This window comes from Dietzia sp. NPDC055877, from assembly GCF_053615975.1.
The window spans coordinates 286,102-303,178 of sequence record NZ_JBSHCV010000004.1 but is presented as its reverse complement, the minus strand read 5'-3'; the positions used below and the strand labels follow the sequence as shown (position 1 = coordinate 303,178).

The following is a 17,077-nucleotide window of genomic DNA, read 5'->3' as shown; positions in this document are numbered from 1 at the left end:
CGGTCAGCACATCCCGAATCCGCTGGATCAACGTCCACGGCCGCTCGAGATCAGTCCACCGTCAATGGACGAGCCGGTATCCGAGAGCCATCAGACGGGCGTCACGATCCTTCTCGACATCGAGCCTGCAACGCGCCTCCGCGGCATCGGCGCCGTCGAGATACTTGCCGAGCCCATCGCATTCACCGATGAAGTCGAACTCCCGCCACAGGAAGTCGACCCGGCCGATGAAGCGGCCCTCCCCGTCGACGATGTCGACCTGGGTCTCGGGTTCCGGAAGTCCGTGGATCATGGCGGCGGACCGATGGCTGATGGACGAACTACGCACGGCCCGGCCGCACCAGAAACCGATCTGCCCTTCAGTCAGACGACCTTCAGCTAGATCGGCCCCGCTCCTCGTTACGCCCTCCAATTCGAGGTGCCGATTCCGATCCGCCCTCCAAACCGAGGGGCACGAGGCGATCCACCCCTCCGATTGGCTCGCACCACCGATCAGCACGTCACTTTGCGTCGCACTCCCGGGGGGCCGGGGCCCAGGGCCATCGGAATCGCCGATCGATCGCACGCGTGCACTGTTACCGCGCGGCGGGAGCCTCGAGCACGACGAACGCCACGGCCGCATCGCCGTCGTGGCTGAGCGAGACGTTCCAGCGCGCGTCCTCCCCCACCGTCGCGGCGACCTGACGGGCCACCTCCCCGCTGAGCCGGACGGCGGGCCGGCCCCACGCGTCACAGACCGTCTCGATCTCCGACCATCGCAGCAGATCCGGTGCGATGGGCGGAGGCGAACCGTACAACGCCGCCGACCATGCCTTGACGACCGCCTCTTTGACGGCCCACCGGCCCGCGAGATGACGAGCCAGCGGGTTCTCCCCCGCCGTGCCCGTGTCGGCCCCGCGGGCAGCGGCCCGGTCGCTGCACTGCCGGCGTTCGGTGGCCGAGAAGGCCTCGGCGAACCGCGTGCCTGGCTCTGCCAGAGACGCGGCGAAGGCGCCGAGGTCGACAGTGTCGACCCCGACGCCCCGAACGCCCCCGCTCACGCCTCAGCGCTCCCGAGTACGTTCAACCGCTCGAACTTCTCGCCCACACGGCCCGCTCACGCGTCAGCTGCGGTGTCGCCCGCTGACGCGGACAGCACACCGTCGTCGTCGATCCGGGCGGCCGGGTCGAGGAGCACCGCTGCCTCGCGTTCCTTGACCTCGTCGGCCGAGCCCTCGCCGAGCCGACGCGCCTCCGGGCGGGCGTAGAGCGGGTCACCGCCGTAGAGGGCGTCCACGAGGCGGCGGGCGCCGGAGCGCTCGCGCTCGATACCGGCCACGCGGATCCGCTCGGCCTCCTCGGTGCCGTAAGCGGCGGCCACGGCCCGGTGGAAGGCCTCCGGGTGCGTCACCGCGATGAGGCCGGAGACGTGCCCGAAGCCCAGCGACGTGAGCAGACCGGCCTTCAGTGCCATGTCGCCGCCCAGCTGCAGGGTCTCGCGCAGCCACACCAGGTGCGGGTGCTTGTCCAGCACGTCGTCGACGCAGTCCAGCGCGCGGTTGGGCGGGATGGTGCCCGACCGCAGCATCTGGGTGAGCCCGATGAGCTGGAACGCGGCGGCGCCGCCCTTGGCGTGCCCGGTGAGGGTCTTCTGCGAGACCACGAACAGCGGGTTCCCGGCCGACCGGCCGATCGACGCCGCGAGCCGCTCGTGCAGGTCCGACTCATTGGGGTCATTCGCCTTGGTCGAGGTGTCGTGCTTGCTCACCACGGCCAGGTCGTCGGCGGTCAGACCCAGCTGTGCCAGGCCGCGGGCCAGCGGCGAGCGCTTACCGCCACGGCCGGCGCCCAGGGCGCCGAGGCCGGGCGCCGGGATGGAGGTGTGCGCGCCGTCGGCGTACGAGCCGGCCCACGCGACCACGCCCAGCACCGGCAGGCCCATGCGGGCCGCGACGTCGCCGCGGGCCAGCAGGATGGTGCCGCCGCCGGCCGACTCGACGAACCCGCCGCGCCGCCGGTCGTTGGCCCGGCTGTAGTGGCGCTCGTCGATCCCCTTGGCCGCCATGGCCGCGGAATCGGCGGTGGCGGACATGTCGGCGAAGCCCTGGATGCCCTCGATGGACAGGTCGTCGAATCCGCCGGCCACCACGAAGTCGGACTTGCCCGCGCGGATCTTGTCGAAGCCCTCCTCGACGGACACCGCGGTGGTGGCACAGGCCGCGACCGGGTGGACCATCGGGCCGTAGCCGCCGACGTAGGACTGCATGACGTGCGCGGCCACCACATTGGGCAGCGCCTCCTGCAGCGTGTCGTTGGCGCGGCTGCGGCCGAGGATGCCGTCGATGTACAGCGAGCGCATGCTGGTCATGCCGCCCATGCCGGTGCCCTGCGTGTTGGCGACGTCGGCCGGGTGGACGTGCGCCAGCAGCTCGGCCGGGGTGAAGCCCGACGAGATGAAGGCGTCCACGGTGGCCACCAGGTTCCAGGCCGCCACCCGGTCGATGCCGGAGACCATGTCGGCCGGGATGCCCCAGGTCGTGGGGTCGAAGCCGGTCGGGATCTGGCCGCCGACAACGCGGGTCAGCATGGTCCGGCGTGGCACGCGGATCTCGGTCCCGGCCTTGCGGGTGACCGTCCATTCGCCGCCCTCACCACGGGTGACGACCGTGTTCTCCGGGTCGTCCTCCTGGTAGGCACGGGCCTGGGCCTCGTCGTCCACCACGAAGGACAGGTCCTCCGGGAGGAACACCGAGGTCAGCTGCGGGGCCGCATTGTCGAACATCTCGGCGCGGGCGTCGTCGGCGTAGCGGCGCACGCCGACACGGCCCAGTACCTCGTCTCCGAAGCGCTCGGCGATCTCGGCCTCGGCGATCGGGTCACCGGACTCGGTGACGGTCCAGCCGGCGCGCGGCGAGTCCTCCCAGGTGATGAGCCCGGTCGACCAGGCCAGCTCGACGATGCCCGCGGCGGTGAGCTCGCCGGTGGTCTCCACCTCGAAGCGGGTGCGGGCGCTGCCGTAGGGGCCGACCTCGCCGGCGCCCACGATCACGACCATGTCCTCGAGTTGCTGGGTGACCTCGCCCCACTCGGGGCGCTCGTCGGCGGCCACCGTGGGCAGCGACGGCAGCGCGGCGATCGTGCCCGTGGCCTCGTCGGCCACGGCCTCGGTCGACGTCCCCGGCCGGTCCGCGGCGAGCGCGGACATGTCGAGGTCTGCGGTGCCGAGTCCGCCGGTGAGGTCGACGGTGACGGGGGCGTTGTCGGCGGCCTCGCGGAACTCGGGGGTGCACCAGCGCAGCAGCTCACCGGCGATCCCGGTGGTGGACCAGGTGGACACGCCGGCGGCCTCGACGGCCTCGACGAGCGGGTCGTTGTGGCCCATGAGGCCGGTGCCGCGGACCCAGCCGATGATCGCGTGGACGAAGGTCACGCGCTCGGACCAGGACTTCTCGGAGGACCACTTGGCGATCATGGCATCCAGCGCTGCCTTGGCCTCGCCGTAGGCACCGTCACCGCCGAAGATGCCGCGGTTGGGCGATCCTGGCAGGACCACGTGCAGGCGGGAGTCGACGTCCGTGTCGGCGCCGATCGCGCCGAGGCCGGCGACGAGCTTCTCCACGCCCCACAGCAGGACACGCATCTCGGTCTCGGCGCGCGGGCCCGCATCGGCCATCGAGCCCTGGACGCGAGGTGCCGCGAACGGGAACAGCATGGTCGGGGTGAGCGGCGCCTTGAGCACGGTGGTCTGGCCACCGGCCGACTCGGAGTGCTCGGAGCCGACCCACTCGACCAGCGCATCCACGTCCGAGTAGGACGTGAGGTTGGCGGGCAGGACCCACAGTGCTGCCGCGCCGCGGGCGTGGGTGCGGTAGAGGTCCTTGAAGAAGGCCAGCTTGGTCTGGTCCAGGTTGGAGGTGGTGGCCACCACGGTGGCCCCGCCCGCGAGGAGGCGTCCGGTGACCGCCGCGGCGATGGAACCCTTGCCGGCGCCGGTGACGACGGCGACGTCGCCGGCGTACTCCCCGACGAATTCCTCGACCGCGGTCTCGGAGATCTCCCGGTAGGCGGACGCGAGGGCGTCGCGTCGGGCGTCGACCGCCCGGGCCGCCCACCAGCGGGCCTGCTCGGCGACGATCTCGCCGGCGCCGAGGAAGGCCTCCGCGGCATCGGCCGGTACGTCGGTGCGGGTCCAGAGGCGGGCCAGGTCCTCGCGGGCCGAGGCCCAGCGGTCGTCGAGCAGCAGCGCGCGGCCCGAGTCGAAGACCGGGGCGACCACGCGGCGCCAGTCGGTGCCGAGTTCGGCGGCGACCAGGTCGGCCAGTTCGGAGTCCGGGTCGGCCTCGGCGAGCAGGTCGACGGCCTCGGGCTCGAGGTGCCCGAGCCTGGTGAGCAGGCCGCGGGCGGCCTGCGCCAAGACGCCGTCGGCGCCGGTGATCTCGTCGGCGAACTCGGTCAGCGCCGCGGAGTCCACGACGCCACCGCCACCGGAGGCGGACGCCGGCATGGCCACGGCGATGCCGTTCGCGGCACCGACGGCCTGGACAGCCGCGTCGATGAGGGCGTCCAGCCCTGCCACGTCCTTGACGCCGGAGGCGTCGAGGCTGGCGAGGTCGCCGCCACGGATCGAGGCACCGTCACGGGTGCCCAGGGCGATCTGGGCGGTGACGTGCTGCGCCCAGCCGGCGCCGAGCTCCCACGGGCCGGTCACTCGCTCGGCGATGTACGCCGGGCGCTTGCCGGTGCGACCGAGCACGGCACGGAGTCCCTCGCCGACCGCGTCCGACAGGACGGGGCCGAAGGGGGCGTAGCCGCGGGCCAGGCGCGAGACCTGGTCGGACAGCGTCGGGAAATCGGCCTCGGCGGCGCCGTCGATGGCGCCCAGACTCAGCTCGGTGCCCAGATCCAGCAGCAGCTGGTTGCGGCGCGAGGAGACGCCGTCGCACAGGGTCTCGATGGAGTCGCCGGGGGCGATCTGCTCGGGACGGACCTTCGTACGCAGCGCCACCAGCATGCGGGTGGCCGCGGGGGCGCCGAATTCGAGGTCGTCCGGGCGGGGCGCACCGGGGGCGGCTGCGGCCGGGGCCGCGCTGCTGTCACCGGGTGCGGCGGATCGGTCCGCACCGGCCGTGCCGGGGGTGTTGACGGCCGGTGCGGGGTCTGTGGGGGCCGCCTGGTCGGCGGCCGGGATGGACGACTCAGTGGCGGCGGACGCGTCGGCGGCGCTCACCGTGTCGAAGTCGTCGTCGCTGTCCTCCACGCTGGGCGGCAGGGTGCCGTACAGCGTCGCCGAGTCGCGCTCGACGTTGAGCACCCGGGCGCGGGGGCCGCGGTGGGTGGGGAGATCGAGGGTCTTGGAGGCCAGGTTCGCCACGGTCGGGGCATTGGACACGCCCACCTCGACGAACTGCTCGATGCCGAGCCCGCCACGCTCCACGGGGGTGAAGAGCAGCTCCTGGGTCTCGATCCAGCGGACCGGGCTTGCGAACTGCCAGGCCAGCAACTCGACCAGCAGCAGGCGGCCGAGGCGGGTCGGGGTGGCCGACCAGGCATCCCAGTTCGCGAGCACCTCGGACAGGGATTCTGCCGGCACGAGGTCGGCGATCTCCTGGACGAAGGAGCGGTCGAGGCTGAACAGGCGCGGGACCAGGTTCGGGATGTAGCGGCCCACGAGCACCGAGATGTCGATGTCGTGCGGGATCAGCGCGTCGAGGGTGGCCCGGAAGTCCGGGACGCCGCCGCGCAGGACGGTGGAGTGGAACGGCACGTCGATGCCGGGGACCAGGATGAAGGCGTTCTTGCCGCCTGAGGTCTCCAGCTCGCGGTTGACGGCGTTCTCCAGCGCCTCGCAGCCCGCGACGGTGCCGGCCAAGGCGTACTGCGAGCCCGCGAGGTTGTAGTTGACGATCTCGATGAACTCACCGGCCTGCGCGGCGACGTCAGCGACCCACTGCTGGATCTCGTCGTCGGAGATCCCCATCTGGGACGGACGGATCGCGGCCATGCGGTAGTCCGAACGGCCCTGCTCGTCGCGCGGGACCAGCTGATGCATGGTCGAGCCACGCTGGAACACGATCTCCAGCAGCGGCTCGAGCTCGAGCACACCGGAGATGGCGGCCAGGGCGTCGTACTCGCCGATCGAGTGGCCGGCGAAGTAGGCATCGTCGATGAACAGCCCGTCGGCCTCGAGCTCGGCACGCTGTGCCACCGCGAGGCACGCCATGGCGACCTGGGTGAACTGCGTCAGGTAGAGGACGCCGTCCGGATGACGGTGCACCTCGCCGCGGACGGTGACCTCGGTCGGGTTCTCGCGCACGATCGCCAGGATCGAGAAGCCGAGCGCGGCACGGGTGTGCTTGTCGGCGCGGTCCCAGATCTCGCGGGCACGCGGGCAGCGGTTGCGGCCCTCCATGCCCATGCCCTTGGCCTGGATGCCCTGGCCGGGGAAGGCGTACACGGTGCGCGGCGCCTCGGTCAGCGCGGTCGCGGCCATGACGGTCGCGCCGTCGACGGTGCAGGTGACCTCGAGGACCTGGCCGCCGGCATGGCGCCCGGTCTGCACGGCGCGCACGCGGATGCGGTCACCCGGGCGGACCGGGGCGAGCATGCGGGCGGTCCAGCCGGCGATGCGCAGGGCGGGATCACGGCCGTCGGAGGACTGCACCGCGTGCTGCGCGGCGGCGGACAGCCACATGCCGTGGACGATCACCCCGCCCAGCCCGGCCAGCTCGGCCGCGGTGTCGGAGACGTGGATCGGGTTGTGGTCGCCCGAGACCAGCGCGAACGCGGTCATGTCGTGCGGGGCGGTGAGGGAGGTCGACACGCGCAGCTGGCGGCTGGTCTCCGCCGGCTCCACGACTCCCCCGGACGTGCTGACCAGAGCACCACCGGCCGGGCGGGGGTCGCCCACCTCGGCGCGGCCGGTGCGGCCGCGGATGGCGAACCGCTCGGACAGGGTGCACAGCGGGACGCGGGTCCCGTCGGGGGACTCGGTGGCGACCTCGACGGTCACCTCGACGACGCGGCCCAGGTCGGTGTCACGAACCCCGCCGGAGCGGGCGACGACGACGAGCTCGGCCCCGGTCTGCGGAAGCGGGGCGTGCATGCGGACACCGTGGTCGAGGTGCACGAGGTCGAGCAGTCCCTCGACGACGGTGCCCTGACCGCTCGGGCGACGGGTCTCGCCGAGCACGGCGAACACGGTGGGCCAGGCGGCGCCGACGAGTGCGTCTGGGACGCCGGCGGACGCCACCAGCGTCGTGGGCAGGCTGCCGGCGGTGACTCCGGTGTGGTCGGAGGCCAGGGTCGGCTCGAAGAGGAAGCGGGCCGTGGCGACGCCGTCCTTCACCTCGGGCAGCTCGGCGATCTCGACGCCACCCGCTCCCCCGCGGCCGACGCCGGCGGCGGTGGCGAGCAGGGTGCGCATGGCGGCCTCGGCGGCCTCGTCGGTGACGACCGGAGCGGCGCCGGTGGCGACGGAGGCGTCGACGGTGATCTCGATGGTCATCTCGGCTGCGCCGATGGGCAGCGTGAGGTCCACGGTGCGGCCGTCGGCGGCCGGGGTGAGCGCGGCACCGGAGACGGGGTGGCGGCCGACGCCCTCGGCGTCGATCTCCCATGCGTGCAGCACGCCCAGGCGGTGGACGGGGTTGACGACGAGGCGTCCGGCCCAGGTCACGTCCGGGCTGTTGAGCACGTCGGCGACGGGTCCGCTGGCGGCGGTGACCGTGCCGCGGCGACGGCTGGAGACGGCCTCGGCGGTAGGCAGGTAACCGCGGACGCGCTCAGCGGTGACGGCCTCGAAGCGGTCGAGCAGGTCGCCCACCGGCTCGTCGACGCGGGTGATGCCCGCGACCGAGGTGGTGCCGGGGATGACGCACACGGCGTCGGCGTCGTAGCGGGCGTCGTGGGCCTGCCACAGCGAGTCCGAGCGCCACCAGCGGCGCACGTCGGCGTCGATCACGGGGACGAACGGGACGGGCTTGCCGGGCATGCGACAGATGTCGAGGAACTCGGCGGCGTCGGCCGGGTGCAGCACCGCGTCACCGAGTTCGGTGTAGCGGGCCGCGAGTGCGTCGATCACGTCGGCGGGACGCTCCATGGACTCCACGCGCGGGAAGGCGGAGACGATCGCGCCGCTGTCGACCTCGTCGAGCCGGGCCTCGGTGCGCTGCACCATGCGGTGGAAGCGGTCGCGGATGGTGGGGTCGAGCCACACCGAGCGGGTGCCGTCGGCCACGTCTCCGGCGAAATCGCCGCCCAGGTCGAACCCGTTGCCGTCGCGCGAGACACAGCCATCGGCGGAGGCACCGGGGGCGAGCGAGAGCTCGACGAAGCGGCGCAGCCACTGCTCGTAGGTCATGGAGTCGAGGTCGCCGAAGTACGGCTTGGCGGTGCCATCGACCGCGGCGATGATCTCGGCGCGACGCGCCGCCACGGCCTCGGCGTCGCCGGCGACCTCATCGAGCAGGCGGCCGGTGCGGGCCGCGGTGTTGTCGATCTCGTGGATGTCCGCGCCGAGCTGGCTGCGGCCGGAGGCCATGCCGCCCTCGGCCTGACCGGCTCCGACCCAGGCGTCCACGCCGACGGTGTCCACCAGGAGCTGCTTGACCTGGGGGCTGGTGGAGGCCTCGAGGGTCGCCATGGCGGCGGTCCCGACGAGGATGCCGTCGACCGGCATGGCCGGGTAGCCGTGGGCGTTGGCCCACGAGCCGGTGAGGTAGTCGGCGGCCCGCTCGGGGGTGCCGATGCCGCCGCCCACGCACAGGACGACGTTGGGGCGCTCACGCAGCATCGCGTAGGAGTCCAGCAGGAGGTCGTCGAGGTCCTCCCACGAGTGGTGGCCGCCGGCGCGGCCGCCCTCGACCTGCACGATCACCGGCATATGCGGGACCTCGGCGGCGATCCGCACGACCTGGCGGATCTGGGCGATCGTGCCCGGCTTGAAGCTGACATGCCGCAGTCCGGCCTCGGTCAACTCCTCGATGAGGGCGACCGACTCGTCGAGCTCGGGGATGCCGGCGGTGACGATCACGCCGTCGAAGGGGATGCCCGCCGCGCGGGCCTTCTGGACGAGGCGCTTTCCGCCGACCTGCATCTTCCACAGGTACGGGTCGAGGAACAGCGAGTTGAACTGGGCGCTGCGGCCGGGCTCGAGCAGCTCCGCCATGCGCTGGGTGTTCGCGGCGAAGATCGACTCGGAGACCTGTCCGCCGCCGGCGAGCTCGGCCCAATGGCCGGCGTTGGCGGCGGCCGCGACGATCTCCGGGTCGACGGTGGTCGGAGTCATGCCGGCCAGCAGGATCGGCGAGCAGCCGGTGAGGCGCGTGAACGAGGTCTCGACGTGGATGCTGCCGTCGGGAAGCGTGATCAGCTGCGGCTGGAACGCGGTCCAGGGGCGCTCGATCTCCGGGGCGGCGCCCGGGGTGAACAGGTTTCGCAGACCACCTCGGGTGGCGGCGGCGACCACGCCGACGCCCTGGCCGCGGACGATCGAGCGGTTGAGGCGGGTCAGCGCCTCGCCGGGGCCCATGTCGAGGATCCATTCGGCGCCGGCGTGCAGCGTCTCGGCCAGATCCTCGACCCAGTCGACGGGCTCGGTGAAGATCTGACGTGCCAGCTCGGTGGCGCGGTCCACGTCCAGGCCGCAGCGGGCGGCCCAGCGGGAGACGACGTCGACGGCCGGGGCCATCGCGGGGTGGTGGAATCCCACCTCGACGTCGAGCGGATCGAAGACCGGGGCGAACACCTCGCCGCCGGTGAGCTTGGCCTCGCGACGACGACGGGACCCGGCCTCGAGGTCGGCGCAGTGACGGCGCAGGTCCTCGAGGTCGTCCGGGCGGCCGACCACGACGTGGCGGCGCTGGGCGTTACGGATGGAGACGCGGGGACGGATCGAGGCGTCGACCTCGGAGAACAGCTCGTCGACGAGAGTGCGCAGCTTGTCGCCGTCGATGCCGGACACGCCCGTCATCGGGCTGGCTTCGCCCTTGCGGAACAGGCCGACGCGGCGACCCACCAGGGTCGCGGCGGCACCGATGAGTTCGGCGACGGCCAACAGCCGGTCGTCGACGGACCCGAAGGTCTCCACCGACTCGACCGCGAGGATGCCCTGCGAGTGACCCACCGCGGCCGCGGGCGGGGTGTCGTTGGTGTCGAAGCCCTCGGCGGCGAGCGCGCGCAGGGCACCGATCTGGGTGAGCAGGACCGCCGGCAGCGAGACCGCCGCGGAGGAGAGAGAGGCGTCGTCGGGCAGGCTGCCGTGGTCCTCGTCCTCGCCGGTGGTGGTGTTGGCCCACTCGATGGGCCGGAAGCCGTGGGTGCGCACGACGGCGATCTCGTCGTGGACGGGTTCGGTCAGCGCGACGGAGGCGTCGACGAGCTCCTGCAGGTCCGGGCCGATGCCGGTGCCGTCGATGAGGTCGCTGAGTGCGTCACGCCACGCGATCCCCTGCCCGCCGAAGGCGAGAGCATAGGCCGTGCCGTCACGCAGCTCGTCCGCAAGAGCGCGGGAGGCACGGCGGGCCGCGAGTCCGGTCTCGATCGGTCGGGGGGTGAGGTCGCGGTCATCGATCGTCACGTGGGGAACTCCTTGGCACTCTCGTCAGTGGCAGCGCCGTGTCACGGTGTCCCGGAACGGCGCAGCGCACAGATTGCCACAGAAAGTTGAGGCGCCCCTCAGATTGACAGCCTCCACCCGACCATTTGACGGGTCCGAACCCCCCTCGGAGCGGTGACGCTCACCACAGTGGGACGTGACGCTAGCCTCATATCCACAGGTGAGGTCTCCCTCAGGTTTCCGCTCGACGCCGTTACCGAATCGTTACGTCTCTCTCAGGCGTGCACCCCACCCTCACGGCGTGTTGCCAAGGGCGACGCGTCACATTGAATCGACGTCAGGCGCCGCAGCGCAGTGCTTCCATCGTCGCCGCGTCGAGCCCCTCCGCGGGGCAGAGATCGGCCGAATGACGCTCGGGGCCGGACGACCATTCGACGTGCGCGGTTCGGACGCCCTCTCCGAACGAGATCGTGACGAGCCCGCCGATCCCCGGACGGACACCGGGCGCGAGCGCGCCCTCCCCGACGGTCTCGATCCCGACGATCTCCGCGACGGTCGCCTCTCCCGGCGCCGGGATGAGACGCAGGGAGATCCGGTCACCGTCGAACGCGCCGACCCACCTCGCGAACATGCCCGAGCCGTCAGGCAGAAGCTCGAGAGTCGAGCCGTGCGCGAACCACGAACCGGTCTCCCGGACCACTTCCGCCGGCGGCGGGACAACGTCGATCCCCGACTGCGCGGAGACCTCGATCGGCACTCCGGGAAGAGCCGGGCCCGGTGCGGCGACAGCCGCAGCGCCGGCCGTGGTCACGACGAACGCCGCGGCGAGAACCGCGCGTCTTGCCGTCTGTCCACCACGAGGAGGCCTCATGGGCCTACTCTAATCCCACCAGTCACGTGGCCTCGATACCCGACTTGCGTCGAAATGGTCACCAATCAGCAACTACCGGACTAGAAGTAGGGGATCTACGGCACCGAAATGCCGCCACCCCCGCCGAGGAGGAACTCATGTCCACACCCGCCACCACAGGCGGTACGAGAAAACGGGAGGCGTTCTCCGGGCGCTCCGTGTTCGTGTTCGCCGCGATCGGCTCGGCCGTCGGCCTGGGCAACATCTGGCGATTTCCCTTTGTCGCGTACGACAACGGGGGCGGCGCCTTTCTCATCCCGTATCTGGTCGCCCTGCTGTCCGCGGGCATCCCGCTACTGTTCTTCGACTACGCGATCGGACACCGCTTCCGCGGCTCCGCGCCGTTGAGTTTCCGTCGAATGAACAGGTTCGCCGAGCCAGTCGGCTGGATCCAGGTCCTCGTCGCTCTCGTGATCGCCATCTACTACGGCGTGATCCTCGCGTGGGCGGCCTGCTACGCCTGGTTCTCCGTCGACATGCGCTGGGGTGAAACCTACGAAGAGACATCCTCGTTCTTCGCCGAGGAGTTCCTGCAGGCGGGATCCGGATTCGGCCTGGACTTCGTCCCGCTGATCACGATCGTGCTGGTCGTGGTCTGGGTCGTCACACTGGGAATCCTCATCGCCGGCGTCCAGAAGGGCATCGGCCGGACCGCGTTGTTCTTCATCCCGCTTCTGGTGGTCCTGTTCGTCGCCCTGGTGATCCGCTCGCTGTTCCTCGAGGGCGCCCTGGACGGCCTCAACACCTTCTTCACGCCCAACTGGGGAGTGCTGTCCGACCCGGGGGTGTGGATCGCCGCGTACGGCCAGATCTTCTTCTCGCTCTCGGTCGGGTTCGGCATCATGATCACCTACTCCTCGTACGTCAAGCGCAAGTCCAACCTCACCAGCTCCGGCCTCGTGGTGGGCTTCTCCAACTCGGCGTTCGAGGTCCTGGCCGGCATCGGTGTGTTCGCCACCCTCGGCTTCCTGGTGTCGTCTGCCGCCGGGGCCGGCTGGGACGACGTCAGCGGCGGGCCGGGGCTGGCATTCATCGCCTTCCCCGCACTCGTCTCCCAGATGCCGGGCGGCCCGATCTGGGGCGTCGTCTTCTTCATCTGCCTCATTCTGGCCGGACTGACCTCGATGATCTCGATCGTCGAAGTGGTGATCTCGTCGTTCCAGGACAAGGTGGGCGTCTCACGCACCACCGCCGTCCTCGCCGTGGGCGTCCCCATGGCCGTCGTCTCGGTCCTGCTCATGCCCACCGAGACCGGCCTGCAGAACCTCGACATCATGGACAAGTTCGCCAACAGCATCGGGATCGTCGGCATCGCGCTGATCGCCCTGATCGTGGTGATGTTCGCCCTGCGCCTGGGTCCGACGCTGCGCGACCACCTGAACTCGGTGTCCTCGTTCAAGGTCGGCCCGATCTGGATCATCTGCATGGCGGTCATCACCCCGATCGTCCTGGCCTACGCGCTCTTCGGCGAGATCCGGAGCCTCATCTCCGAGCCGTACGAGGGGTACGACGCCGCCGTTCTGGGGGTCTGGGGTTGGGGCATGATCGCCGCGATCCTCGTGCTGTCGGTCATCCTGTCGCTGCTGCCCTGGCGCGGGGCACGTCATCTCGACGGCCCGCCGGCGACCGACGACGACCCCAGCGACTTCAGCTACCAGGACGAACTCGACCCGGGTGTCGCCGCTTCGGCCGACACCTCAGCGGGCACCGCCAACGGCGGCGCCACCCGCGTCACGCCCCCGACCGACCGCCCGAAGGAGGATTGAGCCATGGACACCACGGCGATCATCATGATGGTGCTGTTCCTGCTCGTGATCTGGGGAGGTCTCGCGCTCAGTATCTGGCACTTCGTCACGCACCCGGACGTGATCGACGAGCCCCGCGCGGTGACCTCGCGCGACGCCTGACGCGACCCACGACCACAGCGGACCCGGCCCCGACACCCCGCCGCCAGGGGTGCCGGGGTCGCGTCGTCTCGCGGAGCCGTCTTCGCCCGGGTCCGCTGACCGTGGCCGGACGGCAGTCGGGGCGATTCGTCCGTCACTCCCCGGCGCGAGAATATGATCCACCTCACACCACCGTTCGCTGAACGTGCCACGAGTAGCACCTCTGGCGCAGTGAGGAGGGCCGACGATGAGCTCGACGACCGCCCCCGACGACACGACCACAGAGCGCACCCCCGAGGAGGGCACGGGTCCGGCGAACGGACGACGTCGTCGTCGGATGGAGGCGGCGATCGCCACCGTCTCGGCCGTCCTCATGGGCGTCGCCATCGCATCTCCGGCCGCTGCCGACCCGACCGAGGGCCCGCTACCGGTGCCGTTCTCGATCCAGGCCGGCGTCCTCGCGGCGCTCGACCCGCTCACACCGCCGCCAGGCGCGAACAACTGGGACTGCACCCCCACCCCGGAGCGGCCGCGCCCCGTGATCCTGGTCAACCCCACCTTCACCACCCAGGCCCTGGCGTGGCAGGCCGGTGCTCCCCTGCTGAGCAACGCCGGGTACTGCGTGTTCACGTTCAACCACGGCAACGTCACCCCGGATCCGCGATTCCCCGCGCAGGCGGTCGGCGACATCCCGGAGGCCGCACACACACTCGCAGACATGGTCGACCGCGTGCTGGCCGCGACGGGCGCCCACGAGGTCGACCTCGTGGGCCATTCCCAGGGCGGCGGCCTCCTGCCCGACTACTACCTGACACAGCTCGGCGGGGCGGAGAAGGTCCACACCAAGGTCGGCATCTCGCCGTCGACGGGCACCACGCTCAGCACGCTCGTGTGGCTGCGCTCTCTGATCCCGGTGATCGGGCCGCACGTGTACGGCAGCATCGAGGACACCACGCCCGGTCTGACCCAGCAGGTGTACGACTCGGAGATCGCACGGCAGGTCTACCCGGAGGGGGCCGCCGGGGTGCCGGGCGTCGAGATGTACTCCGTGATCAGTGAATACGACGAGGTCGTGACCCCGTTCGTCCGGCAGTACTACGCCGGGCCGGGCGTCACCAACATCCTCCTCCAGGACGAATGCGAGGCCGACCACTCGGAGCACGTCTCGACCCTCTACAGCGAGCGCGCGCTGCGGTACGCCCTCAACGCTCTGGAACCCGGTGAGACGGCGCCGGTCGAGTGCTTCCCGGTCGCGCCGTTCGCGCCCTGGGTGACCTAGACCCGGGGGCGCAGTGTGGTGCGCCCGGGGAGACTTGAACTCCCACATCCGTAGATACTGGAACCTAAATCCAGCGCGTCTGCCAATTCCGCCACGGGCGCGTGATACCCGGGGGTACCGCGAGGTGAGTTTAGCCTGCGGTCGGCGGTACCGTGGAGTCGTGTCCGTCAACCCGACTCCCCGCGCGGCCGGAGGCGATTCCGCTTCCGGAGATTCGGCCCCGCCGAAAATCCGGCACCGCCCGTCGTGGATCGCGTTCGTCGTCCTGGGTGCGATCTTCTGCCTGGGGATGGGGTTCTGGCAGCTGGCCCGTTACCAGGAGGCCACCGGGACCGTCCAGAACCTCGGCTACACGTTTATGTGGCCGTTTCTGGCCGGGTTCCTGGTCTACGCCTATTACAAGTACGTGCGCCTCGAGGCCGACGAGCAGGACCGGGCCGCTGGCGGGTACGACGTCGCGGGCGCCGGCGCCGTCGGTTCGTTCCCTCTCGACGAGGACGACGACGACAACCCCGCCGCAGGCTCCCACCCACCCGCAGCCGGTTCTCGTGCCGGATCGGGCGGGCGCGGTGGCCGTCGGGGCCCGGTCATGACGGAGATCCCGTCCGACCTGCTGCCCACGCGCCGACCCGTGGTGGACAGCGGGCCCCGAGACGAGGGCCTGGCCGCGTACAACTCGTATCTCGCCGAGCTGGCCCGTCAGGACGGCGTCGTCGATCGTTCACAGGAGAAGCCCGCTTCATGACCGCCACCACTGCCGCGACCACCGACGATCGCAAGCCGGACCCGAACGGCAAGATCTCCGGCGCGCTCAAGCGCTACCGCATCCTGGCCTGGATCACCGGTGTGTGGCTGCTCGTGCTCACGGCCGAGATGATCTACAAGTACCTGATCCTGGCGAGCTCGAGCGACGCCCCGGACTGGTTCACCTACATCGGCCAGGCGCACGGCGTGTTCTACATCCTGTACCTGTTCATGACCCTCGACCTGGCGATCAAGGCCCGGTGGAAGGCCTCGCGGACCCTGGCCACGGCGCTGGCGGGCACGATCCCGTTCTTGTCGTTCTGGTTCGAGCACAAGCGCACCAAGGACGTCCGCGAGGAGTTCGCCGTCTGAAGCTCTCGCCCCGAGCGCTCACGCCGAGTAGCGCCACCCGCGCGCGCCTCCCCCGGCTCTGCTGTGATCTTCCCGCCGAGTGGTCGCAAATCCCGTCGAGTAGTCGCCTCGCCGGCTCTGCAGCCGCCTCCCCGACCAGTGGTCGTCTCCTCGGTTCTGCTGCCGCCTCCCCGTCGAGTGGTCGCAAATCCCGCCGAGTGGTCGGTAATCACGGTGACGCGGGGCCGCGTCTTGGGGATTTGTGAGGCGGTGGGACCACTCGGCGGAACCGTGTCGTCGACGTATGCCCGGGCCGGCCGGGTAGCCGACGGCGTCGCCGCCCGCATTCCACAGGGCCTCTCGGTGTCCACAGACCGAGAAGTTTCGCCAGGACAGATCTGCTGACCTCATCGGACGATGCGCGATGGTCGACGCGTGACCACATCTCCCGGCGGGCCGCGACGCTACGGCCATCTGCTCTCCGAATTCGGCGCCCATCGCGCCACCGACCGCTACCGACGTACCCATCACGGAGTATGGGAGCCACGAGAAACGCGCCAGACCCCCGTCTCCCGCCTCGCCGCGGCGACTGTCGCGGTCCCCTGCGCGGTGGCGGCCGGGTGGCTGGCGGTCGCGATCCACGGCCACCCGTGGCTACCACGCGAGTACCCCGTCGAGTTGGCCGTCGGTCTCCGGCGCGTGCGACGACCGGGGATCACCGCTCGCCGCTACGACGTGCCGATCGACCGGGTCGAGACCGTTCTCGATGCAGATCGCAATCCTCTGCTGGTCGCCTCTCCCGAATGGGCGCTGTTCGATCTAGCCCGGAACCTTGACCGCGACGAGGCAGTAGTCGCGCTCGACGGTGCCTGGCGCATGGGTCCGGGAATCGATGCCCGGCTCGCGATGCCCTCGCTCCTCGACCAGTACCCGGGACTCAGGGGGCGGCGCATCGCACTCGACCGGTGCACGTTGGTCGACCCGAAGTCGCAGTCCGCCATGGAGACGCGACTGAGATTGTTCCTCGTGGATCTGGGAATCACCCACCTCATCTCGCAGTTCAAAATTCGGGGGACTCCGTATCGCCTGGACTTCGCGGACCCGGAACGCATGATCGCGGTGGAATACGACGGCGACCACCACTACGAGCCTCGACAACATGCCAGGGACGTCGAGCGCCGGAATCGTCTCGAAGCGCTGGGGTGGCGATTCATCCAGGTAACCAAGCGGCAGTTCTACTTCACCCGCCAGGAACTCGCCGGGCAACTGCTCCGCGCCTTCAGTTAGGCGGACGCGCCTCGCGTGCCGCGGGGTCGCGGCGAGTGGTCGAGAATCCCGTCTGCGCCGGGCCTGGTCTTGGCGTCTTGTGAGGC

The 17,077-nt window shown here is 70.8% G+C and carries 10 protein-coding genes and 1 tRNA gene; 6 read left to right on the top strand and 5 right to left on the bottom strand.

All coding sequences use genetic code 11. From position 1 onward, the window contains the following. Nucleotides 1-61: 61 nt before the first annotated feature. The 4 genes from ACWGLC_RS07590 to ACWGLC_RS07575 form a co-directional block, all read right to left on the bottom strand. Complete coding sequence (locus ACWGLC_RS07590) at nt 62-292, bottom strand: hypothetical protein (RefSeq protein WP_452099305.1); 231 nt, start codon at nt 290-292, stop codon at nt 62-64. 283 nt (nt 293-575) lie between these two features. Beyond that, the gene (gene acpS / locus ACWGLC_RS07585; RefSeq protein WP_452099304.1) at nt 576-1,040 is read right to left on the bottom strand and encodes a holo-ACP synthase AcpS; all 465 of its coding nucleotides are present in this window, start codon (nt 1,038-1,040) and stop codon (nt 576-578) included. 56 nt (nt 1,041-1,096) lie between these two features. Further along, nucleotides 1,097-10,555, bottom strand: coding sequence for a fatty acid synthase subunit beta domain-containing protein (locus ACWGLC_RS07580; protein ID WP_452099303.1), 9,459 nt, complete (start codon nt 10,553-10,555; stop codon nt 1,097-1,099). A gap of 316 nt (nt 10,556-10,871) precedes the next feature. Then, complete coding sequence (locus tag ACWGLC_RS07575) at nt 10,872-11,405, bottom strand: hypothetical protein (protein ID WP_452099302.1); 534 nt, start codon at nt 11,403-11,405, stop codon at nt 10,872-10,874. 137 nt (nt 11,406-11,542) lie between these two features. On the opposite strand from ACWGLC_RS07575, the gene ACWGLC_RS07570 reads away from it, so the two are divergent. The 3 genes from ACWGLC_RS07570 (at nt 11,543) to ACWGLC_RS07560 (ending at nt 14,609) form a co-directional block, all read left to right on the top strand. Then, nucleotides 11,543-13,210: a sodium-dependent transporter gene (locus ACWGLC_RS07570; protein WP_452099301.1), complete on the top strand. Its 1,668-nt coding sequence runs from the start codon at nt 11,543-11,545 to the stop codon at nt 13,208-13,210. A gap of 3 nt (nt 13,211-13,213) precedes the next feature. Then, a complete protein-coding gene (locus ACWGLC_RS07565; RefSeq protein WP_452099300.1) occupies nt 13,214-13,351 on the top strand; it encodes a methionine/alanine import family NSS transporter small subunit in 138 nt (45 codons plus the stop codon). A gap of 226 nt (nt 13,352-13,577) precedes the next feature. Continuing rightward, entirely contained in the window at nt 13,578-14,609 is a 1,032-nt protein-coding gene (locus ACWGLC_RS07560) for an esterase/lipase family protein (protein WP_452099299.1), read from the top strand. A gap of 16 nt (nt 14,610-14,625) precedes the next feature. Here the strand turns inward: ACWGLC_RS07560 and ACWGLC_RS07555 are convergent. Continuing rightward, nucleotides 14,626-14,710: transfer RNA gene (locus ACWGLC_RS07555), tRNA-Leu, on the bottom strand. A gap of 59 nt (nt 14,711-14,769) precedes the next feature. Here ACWGLC_RS07555 and ACWGLC_RS07550 point away from each other — a divergent pair. From ACWGLC_RS07550 to ACWGLC_RS07540, 3 genes are all read left to right on the top strand, one after another. Then, nucleotides 14,770-15,354, top strand: coding sequence for a hypothetical protein (locus ACWGLC_RS07550; RefSeq protein ID WP_452099298.1), 585 nt, complete (start codon nt 14,770-14,772; stop codon nt 15,352-15,354). Next, complete coding sequence (locus tag ACWGLC_RS07545) at nt 15,351-15,725, top strand: DUF3817 domain-containing protein (protein ID WP_230930331.1); 375 nt, start codon at nt 15,351-15,353, stop codon at nt 15,723-15,725. The genes ACWGLC_RS07550 and ACWGLC_RS07545 overlap by 4 nt, the downstream gene beginning before the upstream one ends. Before the next feature lie 414 nt (nt 15,726-16,139). After that, nucleotides 16,140-16,991: an endonuclease domain-containing protein gene (locus ACWGLC_RS07540; protein WP_452099297.1), complete on the top strand. Its 852-nt coding sequence runs from the start codon at nt 16,140-16,142 to the stop codon at nt 16,989-16,991. Nucleotides 16,992-17,077: the final 86 nt, after the last annotated feature.